The organism is Brevundimonas sp. AVps31, from assembly GCF_058681355.1.
Genome location: NZ_CM178736.1, coordinates 2,954,686 through 2,969,718, shown reverse-complemented (window position 1 = coordinate 2,969,718; position 15,033 = coordinate 2,954,686). Strand labels below are relative to the sequence as shown.

General features: G+C 68.6%; 16 protein-coding genes. 10 read left to right on the top strand and 6 right to left on the bottom strand.

From position 1 onward, the window contains the following. The first annotated feature begins 45 nt into the window (after positions 1-45). From ACW174_RS14480 to ACW174_RS14470, 3 genes are all read left to right on the top strand, one after another. Positions 46-498, top strand: a complete 453-nt coding sequence (locus ACW174_RS14480) for a hypothetical protein (RefSeq protein WP_492015133.1) — start codon at positions 46-48, stop codon at positions 496-498. A gap of 69 nt (positions 499-567) precedes the next feature. Continuing rightward, on the top strand, positions 568-1,005 hold the full coding sequence (gene mce, locus ACW174_RS14475) for a methylmalonyl-CoA epimerase (protein WP_492015132.1): 438 nt from the start codon (positions 568-570) through the stop codon (positions 1,003-1,005). Beyond that, a complete protein-coding gene (locus ACW174_RS14470) occupies positions 1,005-1,265 on the top strand; it encodes a DUF1467 family protein (RefSeq protein WP_492015131.1) in 261 nt (86 codons plus the stop codon). Before mce ends, ACW174_RS14470 begins: the two co-directional genes overlap by 1 nt. Here ACW174_RS14470 and ACW174_RS14465 read toward each other — a convergent pair. Beyond that, on the bottom strand, positions 1,262-1,765 hold the full coding sequence (locus ACW174_RS14465; protein WP_492015130.1) for a hypothetical protein: 504 nt from the start codon (positions 1,763-1,765) through the stop codon (positions 1,262-1,264). The genes ACW174_RS14470 and ACW174_RS14465 overlap by 4 nt on opposite strands. A 45-nt stretch (positions 1,766-1,810) precedes the next feature. Between ACW174_RS14465 and ACW174_RS14460 the strand changes: the two genes are divergently transcribed. The 4 genes from ACW174_RS14460 to ACW174_RS14445 all read left to right on the top strand — a co-directional run bounded on the left by ACW174_RS14460 (position 1,811) and on the right by ACW174_RS14445 (position 5,672). Further along, positions 1,811-2,149, top strand: a complete 339-nt coding sequence (locus tag ACW174_RS14460) for a DUF3088 family protein (protein WP_492015129.1) — start codon at positions 1,811-1,813, stop codon at positions 2,147-2,149. Between the two features lie 187 nt (positions 2,150-2,336). Then, on the top strand, positions 2,337-3,653 hold the full coding sequence (gene proS / locus ACW174_RS14455; protein WP_492015128.1) for a proline--tRNA ligase: 1,317 nt from the start codon (positions 2,337-2,339) through the stop codon (positions 3,651-3,653). Beyond that, positions 3,650-4,954, top strand: coding sequence for a lipoprotein-releasing ABC transporter permease subunit (locus tag ACW174_RS14450; RefSeq protein ID WP_492015127.1), 1,305 nt, complete (start codon positions 3,650-3,652; stop codon positions 4,952-4,954). The genes proS and ACW174_RS14450 overlap by 4 nt, the downstream gene beginning before the upstream one ends. Then, on the top strand, positions 4,947-5,672 hold the full coding sequence (locus tag ACW174_RS14445) for an ABC transporter ATP-binding protein (RefSeq protein WP_492015126.1): 726 nt from the start codon (positions 4,947-4,949) through the stop codon (positions 5,670-5,672). The genes ACW174_RS14450 and ACW174_RS14445 overlap by 8 nt, the downstream gene beginning before the upstream one ends. 90 nt (positions 5,673-5,762) lie before the next feature. Here ACW174_RS14445 and ACW174_RS14440 read toward each other — a convergent pair whose 3' ends face one another. Further along, on the bottom strand, positions 5,763-5,879 hold the full coding sequence (locus ACW174_RS14440) for a hypothetical protein (protein WP_291837049.1): 117 nt from the start codon (positions 5,877-5,879) through the stop codon (positions 5,763-5,765). Between the two features lie 548 nt (positions 5,880-6,427). On the opposite strand from ACW174_RS14440, the gene dnaE reads away from it, so the two are divergent. The 3 genes from dnaE to ACW174_RS14425 are packed head-to-tail and all read left to right on the top strand — an operon-like array spanning position 6,428 to position 10,693. Further along, positions 6,428-9,898 carry a DNA polymerase III subunit alpha gene (gene dnaE / locus ACW174_RS14435; RefSeq protein WP_492015125.1) on the top strand — a complete coding sequence of 1,157 codons (3,471 nt, stop codon included), beginning with the start codon at positions 6,428-6,430 and terminating at the stop codon, positions 9,896-9,898. Beyond that, positions 9,898-10,335, top strand: coding sequence for a DUF3224 domain-containing protein (locus ACW174_RS14430; RefSeq protein WP_492015124.1), 438 nt, complete (start codon positions 9,898-9,900; stop codon positions 10,333-10,335). Before dnaE ends, ACW174_RS14430 begins: the two co-directional genes overlap by 1 nt. Positions 10,336-10,339: 4 nt before the next feature. Next, positions 10,340-10,693, top strand: a complete 354-nt coding sequence (locus ACW174_RS14425) for a GFA family protein (protein ID WP_492015123.1) — start codon at positions 10,340-10,342, stop codon at positions 10,691-10,693. Here ACW174_RS14425 and ACW174_RS14420 read toward each other — a convergent pair. The 4 genes from ACW174_RS14420 to ACW174_RS14405 all read right to left on the bottom strand — a co-directional run bounded on the left by ACW174_RS14420 (position 10,690) and on the right by ACW174_RS14405 (position 14,897). Next, positions 10,690-11,841, bottom strand: coding sequence for a S41 family peptidase (locus ACW174_RS14420; RefSeq protein ID WP_492015122.1), 1,152 nt, complete (start codon positions 11,839-11,841; stop codon positions 10,690-10,692). The two genes, ACW174_RS14425 and ACW174_RS14420, sit on opposite strands and share 4 nt — an antisense overlap. Before the next feature lie 68 nt (positions 11,842-11,909). Next, a complete protein-coding gene (locus tag ACW174_RS14415) occupies positions 11,910-12,719 on the bottom strand; it encodes a TrmH family RNA methyltransferase (RefSeq protein ID WP_492015121.1) in 810 nt (269 codons plus the stop codon). Then, the gene (locus ACW174_RS14410) at positions 12,716-13,654 is read right to left on the bottom strand and encodes a class I SAM-dependent rRNA methyltransferase (protein ID WP_492015120.1); all 939 of its coding nucleotides are present in this window, start codon (positions 13,652-13,654) and stop codon (positions 12,716-12,718) included. Before ACW174_RS14410 ends, ACW174_RS14415 begins: the two co-directional genes overlap by 4 nt. Continuing rightward, a complete protein-coding gene (locus ACW174_RS14405; protein WP_492015119.1) occupies positions 13,626-14,897 on the bottom strand; it encodes a glycosyltransferase family 2 protein in 1,272 nt (423 codons plus the stop codon). The genes ACW174_RS14410 and ACW174_RS14405 overlap by 29 nt, the downstream gene beginning before the upstream one ends. Between the last annotated feature and the right edge of the window lie 136 nt (positions 14,898-15,033).

The following is a 15,033-nucleotide window of genomic DNA, read 5'->3' as shown; positions in this document are numbered from 1 at the left end:
GTCGCGGCGCCCTTTCTCGTATCCGCATCGGTGCTAGTCTGCCTCATGCTCACCACCTTGGCCCTGATCTCAATGCTAGCGCTCGAGAGGCAGGCCGACGTCCGTGGCCCGGCCACTTTGTGCTTCGCCTACAGCCGCTTCAGTCTGCGGGCCGACGAGGTGGTGGAGGAGGTGAGGGCAGGCATGCACGGCGTGACTCTTGATATCGCCGGCCCGTCGGGACGCTACCGCCTCTCTGAAAATGAGGTCATGCGCACGCCCACCGATCTGGGCGTCCTCGTCCGCCGAGAACATACGAACTCACTCTATCGGTCTCGCCGGAGCGCCCGCTACGGCTTCGTAGTCATGGCTCCGGACGGCGAGCATGAACGAATGCTCGTCGTCCTTGAAGGTTCGGCCCTGTCGGGTAGCGCGAGCGACGCCGCGATCTATGATCGGGTTCAGATCGGTTTGTCTCCGGGCGAAAGATGTGATCGTCGCTATCTCTATGGACTGTAGCCGGTTTGGTTTGCCCTGCGACACCCGCCACGCCTTCTCCCGGCCCGCGACACCCGCTAAAGCAGCCCCATGATCGGAAGACTGAACCACGTCGGTGTCGCCACCCCCTCCATCGCGGCCAGTGTCGCGATGTACCGCGACCTGCTCGGCGCCACGAAGGCGCATGAACCGTTCGACCTGCCGGCCCAGGGGGTGCGGGTCTGTTTCATCGACCTGCCCAATGCCCAGATCGAACTGATCGAGCCGCTGGGCGACGACAGCCCGATCCACGGCTTTCTGGCCAAGAACCCCAAGGGCGGTCAGCATCACGTCTGTTTCGAGGTCGAGGACATCTTGGCCGCCCGCGACGCCCTGCGGGCGAAGGGGGCGACGATCCTCGGTACGGGCGAACCGCGCATCGGCGCCCACGGCACGCCGATCCTCTTCCTCCATCCGAAAGACATGGGCGGCGTGCTGGTCGAGCTGATGGAAACCCCGAAAGCCCATTCCGAGAGCGGAGCGCACTGATGCCCATCGGTATCTTCACCATGGTCGCCATCTACATCGTCTGCTGGTGGACGGTGCTGTTCGCAGTCCTGCCGCTGGGCATGAACCAGCAGGGCCAGACCCGGCCGACCGACGGCGGTCAGTGGGGCGCGCCCGAGAACCCGCAGCTGAAGAAGAAATTCATCACCACCACCTGGGTCTCGGCCATCGTCTGGGTCTTCATCATGGGCCTGATCTTCATCGGCTGGATGCCCCTGCCGAACCTGGCGCCGCCGGTCTAGGGCGACCCCGCCCACGCGCCGTCATCGTCCAGGGCGGCCTCCGCGCCGTCCAGATAGTCGGTCTGCAGCAACAGGTCCGGCCGCTCCTCCACGAGGATCCGTGACGGATCCGGCGAGGCCGGCGCTTCGTCCTCCGTCCGCAAACACAAGAAGGCTTGGGCGTCGTAGCCGTACATCACCGACCGGCAGCTGATCATCGAGCGGATGGTGAAAAAGTCCGTCGGGACAAACGGATCGCCCATGTTCATCAGGGCGGCGAACACCTCCGCCTCGGTCTCAAAGTGACGAAGGCGCCATTCGCCCACCTTGCTGACGGGCACGGAAGGCGCTTCCCCGATCTCGTTCTCATGGCGAAGACCGACCAGTCCCGCGTAGCTATCCCGTTGGAGATAGCCGTGGATCAGCCTCGCGATCGGCTCCACAACCTCTGTCAGGCGCGCCTTTTCCCCGGCGGCGTCTATCCCGGCGGGAACAACGGGTCCGATGTAATAGAGCTTCATTCCAGCAGGCTAGGCTAAGGCGGGCTGCCGATGTAAGCCCCGATCATGACCGACCGCCTCTATCTGCTGAACCCCGGCTGGCACGACGACGCCGGCGGCCCTTGGTACTGTCCGGCGGGCGCGGTCGTGGAGGGGGTGCTGTCCTTCTATCCGGCGCTGCGCGAGCAGCTTCTGATCACCTACCTGGACCACCCGCGGCCCCGTCCGCCGGTCATCGCCGAGGTCGGAGAGGATCATCAGGGCTGCCCGCTGCTGGTGCTGGACGGGACCTTCGACTGGCCGGACGCCGCGACCAGCGCCGCCACCGGCCGCCGCTTCCTGCAGGACGAGGCGATCATCCCCTATCTGTCGGCCCGGTACGGCATCGGTCTGCCGCATCCGTAGGGGTGATTGGTGATTGGTGACTGGTGATTGGTGATTGCTGCTCCTGCTGCGGAAGGGGGGCGCTGACCGCGCCACTGCACACGCGTCCGCAAATCACCAATCACCCATCACCCGCCACGACCGCCTAGCTTTCGCCCCTCCGTCCCGGCTAAAGCTCCTGTCCAAGCTTAACTCCCGGATTCTCCCCATGCGCCTGTCGCGCTACTTCCTGCCCACGCTGAAAGAGGCGCCTTCGGACGCCCAGATCGTTTCCCACCAGCTGATGCTGCGCGCCGGCCTGATCAAACAGGAAGCGGCGGGCATCTACGCCTGGCTGCCGCTGGGCCTGCGGGTGCTGCGCAAGATCGAACAGATCGTGCGCGAGGAGCAGGAGCGGGCAGGGGCCGTCGAGCTGCTGATGCCGACCCTCCAGCTGGCGGACCTGTGGCGCGAGTCGGGGCGGTACGACGCCTACGGCCCGGAGATGCTGCGCATCACCGACCGGCACGAGCGCGAGCTTCTGTACGGCCCCACCAATGAGGAGATGATCACCGACATCTTCCGGGGCTTCGTGAAGAGCTACAAGGCGCTGCCGCTGAACCTCTTCCACATCCAGTGGAAGTTCCGCGACGAGCGTCGTCCGCGCTTCGGCGTGATGCGCGGCCGCGAGTTCCTGATGAAGGACGCCTATTCGTTCGACATCGACGAGGCCTCCGCGCGGGTCGCCTACAACCGCATGTTCGTCGCCTATCTGAACACCTTCGCGCGCCTGGGTCTGAAGGCCGTGCCGATGCGCGCCGACACCGGGCCCATCGGCGGCGACCTGAGCCACGAGTTCATCGTCCTGGCCGAGACCGGCGAGAGCGAGGTCTTCTGCGACCGCAAGCTGGTCGAGATGGCCGCGCCCGGGCATGACTTCGACGCCGCCGCCGTCCAGGCCGTGTTCGACGAGCGCACGGCCCTCTACGCCGCCACCGAGGAAATGCACGACGCCGCCCGCTTCGAGGAACAGACCGCCGAGGGCGACCGCCTGTCGGCGCGCGGCATCGAGGTCGGCCACATCTTCTATTTCGGCACCAAATACTCGGCGCCGATGAAGGCGAAGGTCGCCGGACCCGACGGCAAGGACACCGAGGTCCACATGGGCAGTTACGGCGTCGGCGTGTCGCGCCTGCTGGGCGCCATCATCGAGGCCAGCCACGACGACAGCGGCATCATCTGGCCCGACTCCGTCGCGCCCTTCGACGTGGTCGTCATCAACCTGCGCGCCAATGACGAGGCGGTCTCCACCGCCTGCGAGGAGGCGGTTCACCGTCTCGAGGCCGCCGGCAAGGACGTGCTCTATGACGACACCGACGAGCGTCCGGGCGGCAAGTTCGCCACCGCCGACCTGATCGGCATCCCGTGGCAGCTGACCATCGGGCCCAAGGGTTTGGCGGACGGCGTGGTCGAGCTAAAGCGCCGCGCCACCGGCGAGAAACACACCCTGCCGCTCGACGAAGCGATCACGAGGCTCCTCGGATGACTGACGCCGCGCCGGCCGTGAAGCCGACGAAGCCCGCCGGCCCCTTCTCCGCCTGGGAGCTGGGGCTGGCCGTTCGCTACCTCCGCGCCCGGCGCAAGGAGGGCGGCATCGCCCTGATCGCCATCATCTCCTATGTCGCGATCGCCCTGGCGGTGATGGCGTTGATCACGGTCATGAGCATCATGGCCGGGTTCCGCGCGACCCTGCTGGACCGGATGCTGTCCTTCAACGGCCATATGTATGTGACCGGCGAACTGCTGAAACAGCCCGATCGCGACGCGGCCGTGGCCCGGCTCAAGACCGTGCCCGGCGTGGTCTTCGTCACCCCGATGACCAATGACCAGAGCATCGTCCGCGCGGGCGGGGCGACCACAGGCGCCATCATTCGCGGCGTGGCCCCGGCCGATCTGCATTCGATGGAATATGTCTATGACAGCCTGTCGGACGAGGCGAAGCGCACCTTCGGCCAGGGCGGCTATGGCGGCGACAACATCCTGATCGGCAAGGCGCTGGCGGAGGGTCTCGGCCTGCGCGTCGGCGACCCAATCAGCCTGTATTCGCCTACCGGCGCCTCGAGCGCCTTCGGCAATCTGGGCGGGCTGGAGAAGACCTACCGCGTCGGCGGCCTGTTCACCTCCGGCACCTCGGACTTCGATCAGGCCTTCATCTTCATGCCGCTGGAGCAGGCCCAGCTCTTCTACGGCAAGGAGTCCGTCTGGGACGTGATCGAGCTCAAGGTCGATCAGCCCGACCGCGTCGAGGCCCTGCGCATGCCGGTCCAGCGCGCCGCCGGCCCGACCGCCCTGGTCAGCGACTGGCGCGACCGTCTGGCCGCCTTCTGGGGCGCGCTGAAGGTCGAGCGGGTGGCCATGAGCATCATCCTCGGTCTCGTCGTCGCCATCGCGGCCCTGAACATCATCTCCGGCATCGTCATGCTGGTGAAGAACAAGACCCGCGACATCGCCATCCTGCGCACCGTGGGAGCCAGCCAGTCGTCGATGCTGCGCATCTTCTTCCTGGCCGGCGCCATGATCGGCGTCGCCGGCACCCTGACCGGCCTGCTGCTGGGCCTGCTGTTCTGCCTGAACATCGCCGCCATCCAGCATTTCCTGGAGTTCGTCTTCCAGACCCAGCTGTTCAACGCCGACGTCTACATGCTGGACGCCGTGCCCGCCCTGGTCGATCCGACCGACGTCTTCTGGGTCACGGTCTGGTCCTTCTTCATGAGCTGCGTGGCGGGCCTGATCCCGTCCTGGCAGGCCGCCCGGCTCGATCCCGTCGAGGCGCTTCGTTATGAGTAAGACCGTGGCCCCCGACCGTTCCGCCCCCGTGCTTTCCGTGCGGGGTCTGACCCGCACCTATGACACCGCGACCGGCGGGCTGACCGTTCTGCGCGACGTGGATCTGGACATCATGCCGGGCGAGATCGTCGGCCTGATCGGGCCCTCGGGCTCGGGCAAGTCCAGCCTGCTGCACGCCGCCGGCCTGCTGGAGCACCCGACGGCGGGCGAGGTCCGCATCGACGGCCAGGCCGTGGCCGACCTGAACGACCACGACCGCACCCGCATCCGTCTGAACCGGATCGGCTTCGTCTATCAGTTCCACCATCTGCTGCCCGAGTTCGACGCGCGCGATAACGTGGCCCTGCCGCTGCGCATCGCCGGTCACAAACAGGCCGTTGCCCGCGCCCGCGCCGAGGAGCTTCTGTCATCGCTGGGCCTGGCCGACCGCCTGACCCACCATCCGGCCCAGCTGTCGGGCGGCGAGCGTCAGCGCGTCGCCGTGGCCCGCGCCCTGGCCAACCGTCCGCGCCTGCTGCTGGCGGACGAGCCGACCGGCAACCTCGACCCGGCCACCAGCCAGACGGTGTTCGAAGCCCTGCACGACGTGGTCAAACAGACCGGCGTCGCCGCCCTGATCGCCACCCACAACATGGAGCTGGCCGGCCACATGGACCGCGTCTTCGCCATCAAGGACGGCCATCTGGAAGAACGGCCGGCGGAAGCGCAGACGTATTAGAAGCGAGGCAGCAGGCAGCAGCCTGACAGCCGGCCTTCGCAGCGCCGGTCTTGATCCTGCTGCCTGCTGCCTGAGTCCTGCTGCCTGTTCCTATTTCTTCCCCGGCGGCTGGGTGAACGGCGAGCTGCCGACCGAGATCGGCGGCTTGGGCTTCTCGGCCTTGGGTTTGCGGACTTCCTTGTTGCTGCGTGCTTGACCCTTGGCCATGACCGCGCTCCTGCGACGCCTGCCGCCGAAGGGGCGGAACACCGGGGGCGTCGAAGGGGACAGCATACAGGGATGCGAGGCGGGTCAGGCATCCTGTTTCGCAGAACGGGGTGCGGCGCCCTTGACGGGAACGCATCGGGAACATAGAACAGAACCGGAACATACATCCGGGAGCAGTCTCATGGCGCGTTGGGTTCGGGAATCTCTGTCACTGGCGGCGTGCGCCGGGTTCGTGGTCATGGTCTGGCAGGCCGCGCTCTTGTTGCCCGCCGCCTGAGGTCGAGCCGCGAAAGGGCGCCCGGCAGGCCGTAAAAGTGCACTGTGCACTCTTCTCGGCCCCTGCCTTTTCAACGACTTGCAGCCAATTTGTGCACGATGTGCACGCCGTTTTTTCCGGGTGCACAATTGGCCACGCGCCCGGATCGGCGCCCATCCACAGACCATCCCCGCCGGGCGGGCCTCCCCGTCGCTTTCCGGTGTTTCCGGCGGTCCGGATGTGAGACTCGGTTCACCATGGCGACCTGTCTGAAAAGCGGAGCGAAGACCCTGTGAGCGAGGCGTTGAACAGTCAGGGCTTTGTCCATCTGCGGGTTCGCTCGGCCTATTCGCTGCTGGAAGGCGCGATCAAGGCGGGCAAGGTTCCGAAGATGGCGGCGGATGCGGGCATGCCGGCCGTGGCCGTGGCCGACCGCGCCAACCTGTTCGGCGCGCTCGAGTTCAGCCAGGCCGCCAAGGAGGCGGGCGTCCAGCCGATCGTCGCCTGCGCCCTGCCGGTGACCGGCATCGGGGGGCAGGCGTCCGAGCGCTGGGCCAAGGTGCCGACCGTGGTCCTGATCGTCCAGAACGAGACCGGCTGGCTGAACCTGTGCAAGCTGTCGTCCGCGGCCTATCTCGACATCGCCCCGACCGACGAACCGGGCGTGCCGTGGAACAGGGTGGTCGAACACTCCGACGGCCTGCTGCTGCTGACCGGCGGCCCGGACGGCCCGGTCGATCCCCTCTATGTCCAGGGCAAGGTGCGCGACGGCGACGCCGCCCTGAACGAGATGTTCGCCACCTTCGGCGACCGGATGTACGTCGAACTGCAGCGCCACGGCCTGCCGACCGAGACGCAGGGCGAGCGCGGGCTGGTCGCCTGGGCCTATGAGAACGACGTACCGCTGGTCGCCACCAACGACGTCCACTACGCCAAGGCCTCGCAGGCCAAGTCGCACGACGCCCTGCTTTGCATCGCCGACGGCGCCTTCACCGGTCAGGAAGACCGCCGCCGCATCACGGGCGAGCACTGGTTCAAGACCGCCGCCGCCATGCGCGAGCTGTTCGCCGACCTGCCCGAGGCCTGCGACACCACCCTCGACATCGCCCGCCGCTGCGCCTTCCTGGTCACCACCCGCGCGCCGATCCTGCCGCGCTTCGACACCGGCGCCGGCCGGTCCGAGCCCGACGAACTGGCGCATCAGGCGCGCGAGGGGCTGAAGGTCCGCCTGACCGAGGTCGTCCCGGCCTTCCCGGAAGAAGAATACTGGGCCCGCCTGGAGTGGGAGGTGGGGATCATCATCCAGATGGGCTTCCCCGGCTACTTCCTGATCGTGGCCGACTTCATCAAATGGGCCAAGAACCACGACATTCCGGTGGGACCGGGCCGGGGCTCCGGCGCCGGGTCGCTGGTCGCCTGGGCCCTGACCATCACCGATCTGGACCCCCTGCGGTTCGGCCTGCTGTTCGAGCGCTTCCTGAACCCGGAACGCGTCTCCATGCCCGACTTCGACATCGACTTCTGTCAGGAGCGGCGCGAGGAGGTCATCACCTACGTCCAGCAGCACTACGGCAAGGACCGGGTCGCCCAGATCATCACCTTCGGCACGCTTCAGGCCCGCGCCGTGCTGCGCGACGTCGGCCGGGTGCTGCAGATGCCGCTGGGTCAGGTCGACCGTCTGGCCAAGATGGTGCCCGCCAACCCCGCCAACCCGGTCACCCTGGCCCAGGCCATCGATCTGGAGCCGCGCCTGCGGGAGGCCCGCGACAGCGAGGCCTCGGTCCGCACCCTGCTGGATACGGCGCTGGAGTTGGAGGGGCTGTACCGCAACGCCTCGACCCACGCCGCCGGCATCGTCATCGGCGACCGGCCGCTGACCGAACTGGTGCCCCTGTATCAGGATCCGCGCTCGGACATTCCGGCCACCCAGTTCAACATGAAATGGGTCGAGCCGGCAGGTCTGGTGAAGTTCGACTTCCTGGGCCTCAAGACCCTGACGGTGCTGGACCGCGCCCACGGCTACCTGGCCCGGCGCGGCGCGGCGCCCGTCTGGAACCAGCTGCCGCTGGATGACGCCCCCACCTATGAGCTGATGGCCTCGGGCCAGACGGTCGGGGTGTTCCAGCTGGAATCCCAGGGCATGCGCGACACCCTGCGCAAGATGCGCTGCGGCTCCATCGAGGAGATCACCGCCCTGATCTCCCTCTATCGGCCGGGCCCGATGGAGATGATCGACACCTATATCGACCGGAAGTTCGGCCGGGCCGAGGTCGACTATCTCCACGACACCCTGAAGGAGACCCTGTCCGAGACCTACGGCGTCATCATCTACCAGGAACAGGTGATGAAGATCGCCCAGATCCTGGCCGGCTACTCGCTCGGGGAAGCGGATTTGCTGCGCCGCGCCATGGGCAAGAAGAAGAAGGAGGAGATGGATTTCCAGCGCGCCCGCTTCATCAAGGGCGCGTCGGAGAGGGGCGTCTCCGAGCAGCAGTCGGGCGGCATCTTCGATCTGGTGGCCAAGTTCGCCGGCTATGGTTTCAACAAGTCGCACGCCGCGGCCTATGCGCTGATCTCGTTCCAGACGGGCTGGCTGAAGGCCAACCATCCGGTCGAATTCATGGCCGCCTCCATGTCGCTCGACCTGAGCAACACCGACAAACTGGCTGTTTTCTATCAGGATTGCCGACGCTTCGACGTGCCGGTCAAGGCGCCGGACGTGAACCGCTCCTCCGCCGATTTCGACGTGGCTTGGGAAGAGACCAAGGACGGCCAGCGCGGCTCGGTCCTGTACGCCCTGGGCGCCATCCGCAACGTCGGCCTGGAGGCCATGAAGCATCTGGTCGAGGTGCGCGAAACCGGCGGGCGGTTCACCGACATCTTCGACTTCCTCGAGCGGGTCGATCCCAAATTCGTCAACAAGCGCGCGCTGGAGAACCTCGGCCGCGCCGGGGCCTTCGACAGCTTCCACACCAACCGCCGCCAGCTGGTCGAACAGGCCGACAAGCTGATCGCCTACTGCCAGAGCGTGGCCGCCGAGCGCGCCTCGTCGCAGGTGTCGCTGTTCGGCGGCGATCAGGTGGCGGCGGGCCGTCCGCGCCTGCAACCGGTCGAGCCCTGGGTCGGGCCGGAGAAGCTGGATCAGGAACTGGCCGCCGTCGGCTTCTACCTGTCGGGCCACCCGCTCGAGGACATGGCCCCGGCCCTGAAGCGCAAGCGCGTGACCTTTGTCGCCGAGGCGACGGCCCTGGCCGAGAGCGGCCACGAGGCCTTCATGATGGCCGGCGTGGTGCGCCGCCGCCAGGAACGGGCCAGCGCCAAGACGGGCGAGAAGTTCGCCTTCGTGACCTTCTCGGATCCGACCGGCGAGTTCGAGGCCCTGTTCCCGCCCGAGCAGCTGCGCAAATGCCGGGACGTGCTGGAGAACGGCGCCTCGGTTCTGGTGAAGATCCGGGCCAAGAGCGCGGATGGCGAGGTCCGCTTCTTCGGCGATGACGCCAGCCGGCTGGACACCCTGATCGACGACGGCCGCATGGGCCTGCGCGTCCACGTCTCGGCCCGCGGCGCCGACCCGGCCGCCCTGCGCAGCCGCCTTGAGCGCGCCGCCGCCGAGGGCGGGAAGGGGGGCGAGGTCTTCCTCGTCGCCTCGCTGGACGGCCGCCGCGAGGTCGAGATGCGGCTGCCCGGCCGCTACCGCCTCGACGGCGCCCTGCGCGGCGCCCTGAAGTCGGTGTCCGGCGTCAGTTATCTGGAGGATGCGTGATGCTCGGCCCCGTCCTCGCCGCCGCCGTTCAGGAAGCGCCCATGACCCGCCACGCCACCGGGACGTTCGACGTCACCATCAGCCCGGTCCAGCCCGCCGAAGGGACGGCGCCCGATGTCCCCGGCCGCATGACCCTGACCAAGACCTTCCACGGCGGCCTGTCGGGCGCCGGCGAAGGCGAGATGCTGGCCACCATGGGCCCGGAGCAGTCGGGCGCCTATGCCGCCCTGGAACGGGTGCGCGGAACCCTGGACGGCCGCACCGGGACCTTCGCCCTGATCCACCGCGGCCTGATGGACAGGGGCGCGCAGGAACTGCTCATCACCGTCGTCCCGGGCTCGGGCACGGACCAGTTGACCGGCCTGACCGGCGTCTTCCACCTGACGATCGTCGGCGTCGAGCACCGCTACGATCTCGAATACAATCTTCCGGAGTGACGCGATGACCGAGGTTCAGACCCATCAGGGCTCCTGCCACTGCGGCGCGGTGGCCTATGAGGTGGACACCGATCTTGAGGGTCTGGTCGAGTGCAACTGCTCGCACTGCTACCGCAAGGGTCTGGTGCTCGGCTTCGTCCAGCCCGCCGCCTTCCGGGTGCTGAAGGAGGGGCCGCAGACGGCGTATCTGTTCAACAGCCACAAGATCCATCACCGCTTCTGCCAGAAATGCGGCGTCCAGACCTTCGCCCGCGGCGAAAGCCCGAAAGGCCCCATGGTGGCGGTGAACATCCGTACACTGACGGACATCGAACCCTTCAGCTGGACCGCCCAGCGCGTGGACGGCCGCAGCTTCTAGCGGCCGGCCACGAACGCCTCTCTCGGCGTCCCGTCGACGGCGTACAGCCGCTCCGCCGGGAGCTTGATCACCAGCCCGGAGTGCTCCAGCCGCAGGTCGTAGACGGCGCCCAGCAGGCCCGCCATCCGGTCCCCGATGACCAGAGCGCCCAGGGCGTCCATCCCGATGGCCAGCCCTTCGCCCATGCTGCCGGTCCAGCGTCCGACCTTCACCGTGACCGCCCCGTCGTGGTGTTTGCCCGGACGCGGCAGGACCTGTTCGACCCACTGGCGCGGCACGCCCGTCTCCCGTTCCTCGGCGGGCAGGTTGTGGATCTGGTAGGGCCGGGCCTCGCTGACGAACCAGCCCATGATCGCCCGGGCGACGGAGGTGTTGCCCCCGCTGGCCGTGTCGGTCAGGTCGATGCGGATCGGCTGCCCCGGGCGCGCCCCGGCCATGGCCGTGTCAAAGGCCGCGATGGCGGCGCTGTTCCCCAGCGAGTCGTTGAAGCGGATGACCCGCGTCGGCCCGTCCGCGCTGACCGTCACGGGCGGGCGGTCGCTGGAGGTCGCATAGAGGTTGGGCAGGCGCAGCCGCCGCCCGGAGATCGTCAGGTCCCGCTCGCGGTCGCGTCGCCCCGCCGCCAGCACGCGCGCCGCATAGCCGTCCCGGTCGCCGCCGGGCTCCAGCCCGAGCCCGGCCCAGAAGGCGCGCACGGCCTCCGCCGTCGTCCCATCGCCGACCGCCTCGAGCGTCTGCCCCGCGCGCACGCCGGCGGCCTCGGCGGGGGAGCCCTGACGCACGGCGGTGATGCGCCAGACCTCGCCCTGCCGCTCGACCCACAGGTCCGAATAGCTGGGCGTCACGGCCCAGCTGTCGCGGAACGAACTGCCGGTGATCGCATGAGGGTCCGCCAGCGCCGTCAGGGCGTGCTCGGCATAGAGCAGCAGGGAGGCGCGGTCGTGCACCGCCGCCGCCTCGGCCCGCATCGCCTCGCTCATCGGCATGACGCCGCCCGGGAAGCGGTCCAGATAGGCGTAGTTGGCGTTGATCAGCCCCTCGATTGACTGCGCGTCCTCGCGGTAGGCCTCGGGCGGCAGCTCGGGCGTCTGCGCCCGTACCGGGCCGGCGAAGGGGAGGAGGGCGGCGAGGATCAGCAGGATGCGCATGACGGCGAAGCTCCGCCGTCCGCGTCGTCCGGGCAAGTGAAACTCCCGTCATGCTGGCGGAGGCCCTCTCAGGCCGCGTCGGTCACCGCATAGACCATGACGCCCGTGGCGATGGCCAGGTTCAGGCTGTCGGCCCGGCCGCGCATGGGGATCTTGACGTTGACGTCGCAGGCGGCGGCGAGGGTGTCGGTCAGCCCCGCCTGCTCATTGCCCATCAGGATCAGGGCCGGATGCTGGAGCGCGGCGTCGCGATAGCCGTGGGTGGCGTCCAGCCGGGTGCCGATCACGCTGCCCGGCCAGGATTGCCGCCAGGCGAGGAACTCGGCCGAGGTCGCCCTGGCGATGGCGACGGCGAAGACCGAGCCCATGGTCGCCCGCACGGCCTCCGTCGAATAGGGGTCCACGCAGTCGTCGATCAGGATCACCCCGCCACAGCCCGCCGCGTCGGCGGTGCGGATGATGGTGCCCAGATTGCCCGGATCGCGCACCTGCTCCAGCGCCACCCAGCAGGGCGCGCTCTTCGGATTGATCGCCGACAGGGGGGTGTAGACCTGCTCGAAGACGCCCAGCACGGTCTGCGGATTGTCCCGGCGGCTGATCTTCTCGAGGATCGGGTGGGTGACGGTGACCACCTCGCCGCCGGCGGCGCGGGTTTCGGCCTTGGCCCGGTCCAGCAGGGGATGCTCCCGCGCCTCCATGCCGACCAGCAGCAGCTCGGGCGTGCGGCCCTGGTCCAGCGCTTCGCCGATGAATTTCAGCCCCTCGGCCAGGAAGCGGCCCGTGCTCTCGCGCTCCTTGCGCATGTTGAGGGCGCGGACGTTCTTGACCGTGTCATTGGTCAGGGAGGTGATCAGGCGGTCGGACGGATGGGTGCTCATTGGCCGCTCCATCGGGCGAAGAAGCTCAGGCCGATCGCGCGCCCGTCGGGCCCATGCTCGGCCAGGGCCAGTTCGCCCCAGTCGATCACGCCGCCCCGATCCGCGGTCGCCTCCGCCATCATATGCGACAGCGACAGGCCCGAGATGCGCGCCGCATAGGCGTTGAGCAGCAGGAAGGAGGCGTCGTCCGACAGCAGGGCCGCGCAGTCCTTCAGCAGGCCGGGCAGGTCCTCGAACAGGCGCCAGACCTCGCCGGTCGGCCCGCGCCCGTATTTGGGCGGGTCCAGGATGATGCCGTCGTATTTCACGCCCCGCCGGACCTCACGCGCCACGTATTTGCGGCAGTCCTCGACGATCCAGCGGATCGGACGGTCGGCCAGGCCGGACTGCTCGGCGTTCTCGCGGGCATAGGCGACCGACTTCTTGGAAGCGTCGACGTGGGTCACCTCGGCGCCCGCCGCCGAACAGGCCAGGCTGGCGACGCCGGTGTAGCCGAACAGATTGAGCACCTTGGGCGCAGCCTTCGTGGCGCTACCGTCCTTCGGGCGACTTGAGCGCGAGAGCGTCCGCACCCGCGCGTCGAGCCATTCCCAGTTCGCCGCCTGCTCCGGGAAGAAGGCGAGGTGGCGGAAGGGGGTGAAACGACCGGTAAAGCGAACGTCGCGCCAGGCCAGCGGGAAGGTGTCGACCGCCTTGCCGGAAAAGCGCCAGCGGCCGTCGTCATCATCGTCCTGCGCCTGCGGGTCGAAGACGGCGTCGGCCTTGTCGAAGGCGGCGGGATCGCGCGGCGCCCAGAAGCACTGGGGTTCGGGGCGGACGACGGTGAAACGGCCGTAGCGCTCCAGCTTGCGGCCATGACCGCTGTCGAGCAGGGCATAGTCTTCCCAACCTCGGGTGAAGAGCGTTTCAGGCGACGGGTTCAGGCGCGGAGACATGGGCCGCTGATAGGCGGTCCGCCCCCGCCTCGTCCAGCGCGGCGTCAATCTCACGCCGGTGACGGGTCTTGTCCCAGGCGAAGGGCTCGGCCAGCAGGCGCCAGAAGGCGTGGCTGAACGCGAGGCTCAGCAGGCACCAGTAGAGCGGGGCGCGGATCATGTCCCACGCCCCGTAAGGGATGCCCGCGCGCACCGCGCCGAACTTGCACGACAGCCATGCGGTCGTCGCGCCCAGCCCCAGCACGCTGATCGCCAGAGGCGAAGCCTCCGGAGCCAGCCCCGCGGTGGCCGCGACCAGCAGGGAGGCGACGACCCACGACAGGGTCGGGCCGTACAGCGCCGCCGACGACAGGGCGACGCCCAGCGTCATGATCATCGCGAACAGCCCTCGCGGGCCGAGGGCGAGCAGGTCGCGCGTGTGCACGCCCCAGGTCTGCATGTATCCCTTCAGCCAGCGGGTGCGCTGCGGCAGCCAGTCGTACAGCCGACCCGGCGGCGTTTCCCATGTCGGGCGGGTGATGACGCCGGTCCGCCAGCCCGCACGCCACAGCCGAAAGCCGAGGTCGGCGTCCTCGGTGACATTCCAGGAGTCCCAGCCGCCGACGGCGCGCAGCACATCGACGCGGAAATGGTTGCTGGTGCCGCCCAGTGGGAAGGGCAGGCCCAGTCGCGCCATCCCGGGCAGGGTGGCCTCGAACAGGCCCGCGTATTCGGCCGCGAACTGACGGTCGATGAAGGGCGAGGTCGAGCCCGCAGCGGCCCGGATCCTCAACGGGGCCTGCAGACAGGCCAGCCGCCCGTCCACATCGGCCACGAACCGTGCCGCCGCCTCCTGCAACTGGCCCGGATCGGGGGCGTCCTCGGCGTCGTAGACCGTCAGCAGGTCGCCGGTCGCGTGGGGCAGGGCGCAGTTCAGCGCGCGCGGCTTGGTGCCGGGCTCCCCCGGGGGCGCCACAAGGATCTCCAGCCAGTCGGGCCGAACGGCGGCCCGGGCGGCGGCCAAGGTCGCAGCGTCATGCGCCTCGAGCACCAGCAGCCCCTGCAGCCGATCCGCCGGATAGTCGATCCGCGCCAGCCGCCCGATCAGTTGCTCCACCACCTCGGCCTCGTCGTGCAGCGCCGCGAGGATGGTATAGCGCGGCCAGAGGTCGGGAGCGGGCGTCACCCGCGGCGCCCCGAGGCTCGCCACCACCAGCAGGCAGCGCCAGCCGGCCACGAACAGGAAGCCGAACCCGGCGACCATGGCGGACCGCGCGAACAGGGCAGGCGAAACGTGACCGGCGATCCAGACAAGACCGGCGACCGCGAGCGTGAGCAGCGCCCACTGGCTCAGGGACGGATTCCGACGGGCGGCGCTATGGGCGCACGGAAGGGGCGCG

Excerpts from the sequence above, each read along its gene's own strand:
- ACW174_RS14480 (WP_492015133.1), top strand. The coding sequence starts at position 46 with ATGCTCACCACCTTGGCCCTGATCTCAATGCTAGCGCTCGAGAGGCAG.
- mce (WP_492015132.1), top strand. The coding sequence starts at position 568 with ATGATCGGAAGACTGAACCACGTCGGTGTCGCCACCCCCTCCATCGCG.
- ACW174_RS14470 (WP_492015131.1), top strand. The coding sequence starts at position 1,005 with ATGCCCATCGGTATCTTCACCATGGTCGCCATCTACATCGTCTGCTGG.
- ACW174_RS14465 (WP_492015130.1), bottom strand. The coding sequence starts at position 1,765 with ATGAAGCTCTATTACATCGGACCCGTTGTTCCCGCCGGGATAGACGCC.
- ACW174_RS14460 (WP_492015129.1), top strand. The coding sequence starts at position 1,811 with ATGACCGACCGCCTCTATCTGCTGAACCCCGGCTGGCACGACGACGCC.
- proS (WP_492015128.1), top strand. The coding sequence starts at position 2,337 with ATGCGCCTGTCGCGCTACTTCCTGCCCACGCTGAAAGAGGCGCCTTCG.
- ACW174_RS14450 (WP_492015127.1), top strand. The coding sequence starts at position 3,650 with ATGACTGACGCCGCGCCGGCCGTGAAGCCGACGAAGCCCGCCGGCCCC.
- ACW174_RS14445 (WP_492015126.1), top strand. The coding sequence starts at position 4,947 with ATGAGTAAGACCGTGGCCCCCGACCGTTCCGCCCCCGTGCTTTCCGTG.
- ACW174_RS14440 (WP_291837049.1), bottom strand. The coding sequence starts at position 5,879 with ATGGCCAAGGGTCAAGCACGCAGCAACAAGGAAGTCCGCAAACCCAAG.
- ACW174_RS14430 (WP_492015124.1), top strand. The coding sequence starts at position 9,898 with ATGCTCGGCCCCGTCCTCGCCGCCGCCGTTCAGGAAGCGCCCATGACC.
- ACW174_RS14425 (WP_492015123.1), top strand. The coding sequence starts at position 10,340 with ATGACCGAGGTTCAGACCCATCAGGGCTCCTGCCACTGCGGCGCGGTG.
- ACW174_RS14420 (WP_492015122.1), bottom strand. The coding sequence starts at position 11,841 with ATGCGCATCCTGCTGATCCTCGCCGCCCTCCTCCCCTTCGCCGGCCCG.
- ACW174_RS14415 (WP_492015121.1), bottom strand. The coding sequence starts at position 12,719 with ATGAGCACCCATCCGTCCGACCGCCTGATCACCTCCCTGACCAATGAC.
- ACW174_RS14410 (WP_492015120.1), bottom strand. The coding sequence starts at position 13,654 with ATGTCTCCGCGCCTGAACCCGTCGCCTGAAACGCTCTTCACCCGAGGT.
- ACW174_RS14405 (WP_492015119.1), bottom strand. The coding sequence starts at position 14,897 with ATGGTCGCCGGGTTCGGCTTCCTGTTCGTGGCCGGCTGGCGCTGCCTG.